The 3,303-nt window shown below is 72.2% G+C and carries 4 protein-coding genes and 1 pseudogene; 2 read left to right on the top strand and 3 right to left on the bottom strand.

From position 1 onward, the window contains the following. Positions 1–91 precede the first annotated feature (91 nt). Entirely contained in the window at positions 92–610 is a 519-nt protein-coding gene (locus ACWEVN_RS47295) for a hypothetical protein (RefSeq protein WP_449687611.1), read from the bottom strand. A gap of 318 nt (positions 611–928) precedes the next feature. Between ACWEVN_RS47295 and ACWEVN_RS47300 the strand changes: the two are divergent. Then, positions 929–1,159: pseudogene (locus ACWEVN_RS47300) on the top strand (GtrA family protein); the annotation flags it as partial. 66 nt (positions 1,160–1,225) lie between these two features. On the opposite strand, the gene ACWEVN_RS47305 reads toward ACWEVN_RS47300, so the two are convergent. Beyond that, positions 1,226–1,783 carry an N-acetyltransferase family protein gene (locus ACWEVN_RS47305; RefSeq protein ID WP_449687610.1) on the bottom strand — a complete coding sequence of 186 codons (558 nt, stop codon included), beginning with the start codon at positions 1,781–1,783 and terminating at the stop codon, positions 1,226–1,228. Between the two features lie 59 nt (positions 1,784–1,842). On the opposite strand from ACWEVN_RS47305, the gene ACWEVN_RS47310 reads away from it, so the two are divergent. Then, positions 1,843–3,057 (top strand): winged helix-turn-helix domain-containing protein, encoded by a 1,215-nt coding sequence (locus ACWEVN_RS47310; RefSeq protein WP_452055636.1) that lies wholly within the window; start codon positions 1,843–1,845, stop codon positions 3,055–3,057. 55 nt (positions 3,058–3,112) lie between these two features. Here the strand turns inward: ACWEVN_RS47310 and ACWEVN_RS47315 are convergent. Then, positions 3,113–3,303 (bottom strand): hypothetical protein (locus tag ACWEVN_RS47315; RefSeq protein WP_452055637.1); only part of this gene is annotated, 191 nt, incomplete at its 5' end.

Here is a 3,303-nt window from a genome sequence, read left to right on the forward strand (position 1 = left end):
TTTTTGTGTTTTTTTGTGGTTTGGTGTCCGGTGTTGGTGGGGGTCCTCCACCCCCCCCCCACGCCACATTGGGGCGCTTGGGGGCGCGAGGTCAGTGGTGCAGCCAGCCGGCGAACACCGCGGGCGAAGCCGCGATCAGGCTGAAGCGGATCCACCGGCCGGCCAGTCCCGTCGTCAGGAACATGACCAGCCGCATCCGGACCAGGCCGGCCAGCACGCTCGTCGCCATGAACGGGGGCAGGCCCACCAGGGAACTCACCCCGTACGTCCCGGCCATCCAGTGCGGGTGCCGGTGGCACCGCTCGCGCAAGCGGTCGACCCAGGCGCGCAGCCGCTTGGTCCGCAGCTGCCAGCGCACCCGCCGGGGTGTCATCGGGCGCTCGCGGTGCAGCCGGTCGTGCAGCGGCTTCGGCAGCTTGATCGTGCCGCGCGCGGCGAGGTAGTAGAGCGTCTTCCCGGCGATCTGCCCGACCGCCACCGCCGCCCCGAGCCACAGCCAGTGCAGCCCCGGCTGGCTCGCGCACAGCCCGATCAGGAAGATCTCGGCGTTGACCAGCGGCACGATGGCCGAACCGAACGCGACGCCCAGCGTCAGCAGGATCCAGCTCATCGTGTCACCTCCTGAAATTCGCTCGCGTTCTTTCAAGTTATCAGTTCGAAATCTCGGCGCACGGGGGTTGGCCCCCCTGTTCGGCGGGTGGTCCGCACCAGAAGATCACCTGCCGGACGGCTGCCCGTCACCTCCCGTCGGAACACTGGCGGGGTGGCCGCCGAGCAATCCCGTACGCCCGCTGACCGATTCGGCGCCCTCTGCCGGGCCGTGGTGCGCGTGCTGCCACTGGGTCTGTCGCGGATCGTGGCGCCGACGTTTCTCGGCTTCTGCCTCATCAACGGGTTCACGTTCGGCGTCGACCTCGCGCTGCTGACCGTGTTCCACGGGCTGCTCGGCTGGCCGGTGTGGCTGGCGATCACGCTGGCGTACGTCTGCGCGCTCGGGCTGAGCTTCGCGCTGAACCGGACGTTCAACTTCCATTCCCACGCCGCCGTCGGAATCCAGCTCGGCCTTTACATCGTGGCGATTGCTGTCAATTACGCGGCGTTCCTGCTGGGTGTGGGCGCGGGCCTGACGGCGCTGGGCGTCGAATACCACGTCTCACGGCTGCTCGCGGGCGCGTGCGAAGGCGTGTTCATGTACGCCGTGATGCGGTGGGTGATCTTCCGGGACTCAGCTCAGGGTGAGGTCGAGGGTGCCGGTGAGCCGGACCTCGCGGAGGGTGCGCTCGCCGGTGTCGAGGGTGCGGACGGTGCCGTCGGGGTTCCAGCCGGCCCGGCGGTAGAAGCCGAGGGTGGCGTGGTCGCCCTGGGCGACCCAGGCGATGCCGCGGGTGGCGCCGTCGGCCCGCAGGCCCGCGGCGGCCGTCGCGAGTAGCCGTCCGGCGTGGCCCCGGCGGCCCCAGCGCGGTTCGACGAGCAGGGTGGCGATCAGCCCGGTCGTCTCCGCGTCTTCGGGCAGGCTCCCGTCGGCCTGGGCGACCTCGTCCTCGGGCGCGCGGCCGGCGACGCAGAAGCCGACGGTGAACTCGCCCTCGGTGGCGACGTGGACGAGGCTGCCGGGGTAGTCGATGGTCTCGGCCCAGGTGCCGGCGAGGTCGGTGGCGTCCAGCTGCGCGAGGGCCTGCTTGCCGAGCAGGTCCTCGTAGGCGGCGTGCCAGGTTTCGCGCTGGATGCGGGCGATCTCCGCGGCGTCGGACAGGTCGGCGGGACGGACGGCGGCGTCGCTCATCCGCTGAAGATATCGGGGCGCCGGTTTTTGTCGGTGGTGGGTGGCACCATGAGCGCACCATGCAGACGATCAGCGTTTCGACGGCCCGGAAGACGTTCCTGGCCGCACAGGGCTTCACCGACCCGCGTCCGTCCGGCGTGCCTTCGCGGCAGCACCTGAAACGGGTGTTGTCGCGGGTCCAGTTGTTGCAGCTGGACTCGGTGAACGTCGCGGTCCGGGCCCATTACATGCCGGTGTTCTCGCGGCTGGGCGGGTACGACCCGGCCATGCTCGACGAAGCGGCGTGGGCGAACTCGGCGCGCCGCCCGCGGCTGCTGGTGGAGACGTGGGCGCACGAGGCGAGCCTGCTCCCGGTCGAAGACTGGCCGCTGATCCGCTCGGGCGCCAAGCGCGACGGCTGGTGGCGGCACTACGGGCCGTTGATCGAGAAGTCGCCGGGCCTGGTCGACGAGATCCTGTCGGTGGTCAAGGAACTCGGCCCGATCGGCGCGGGCGGCATCGAGCGGGCGGTGGAGGCCGACGCCCAGCGGCGCGGGCCGGGCTCGTGGTGGGAGCGCTCGGAGGTCAAGCGCGTCTGCGAGTACCTGTTCGGCATCGGCCAGCTGACCACGGGCACGCGCCGGTCGTTCGAGCGGCTGTACGACCTGACCGAGCGGGTGGTCCCGCCGGAGGTCCTGGCCCGCTCGGTGTCCGCGGAGGAAGGCGCCCGGGGCTTGATCTCGCGTTCGGCGCGGGCCTTGGGCGTGGCGACGGAGACGGACCTGCGCGACTACTACCGCCTCGGCCCGGCCCCGGCCCGCCAGGCGGTGGCGGAGCTGGTGGAGGCGGGCGAGCTGGAGCCGGTCGCGATCCGCGGCTGGAAGCAGGTGGCGTACCGGCACGCCTCGGCCCGGACCCCGCGGAACGTGGCCGGCCGGGCGTTGCTGTGCCCGTTCGACCCGCTGATCTGGGAGCGCGCCCGCACCGAGCGGCTGTTCGGCTTCCACTACCGGATCGAGATCTACGTCCCGGAGCCGAAGCGGGTGTACGGGTACTACGTGTTCCCGTTCCTGCTGGACGGGGAGCTGGTCGCCCGCGTGGACCTGAAGTCCGACCGCGCGGCGGGCGTGTTGCGGGTGCAGGGGGCGTTCGCGGAGGAGGGCGCGGACGTGGCCCGGGTCCTGCCGGAGCTGGCGGCCGAGCTGCGGCACATGGCCGAGTGGCTGGGGCTGTCGGGCGTGACCGTCGGCGCCCGCGGAGACCTGGCGCGGCCGCTGGCGAAACTGGTCCGCTAGCCCCGATGGTGCAGAGCCGGTCCCCACGGCAGCCCGCTCCGAGGTCGCGAACGACTCATCCGCGACCTCGGCGCGGCGGCGCACCACCCGCTCCGAGGTGGGCCGGATCGAGGCCGGTGGTCGGGGCCAGGGTGGTGCGGTCGATCCGCGGATCCGGCGAACACCCCTGCGCGAACAACCGCGACCCGGCCACCGCCCCGGCCAGGGCCGCCCCCGCCACGGCCGCCGCCACGCGCGCCCGGCCGC

Source organism: Amycolatopsis sp. NPDC003861 (assembly GCF_053605405.1).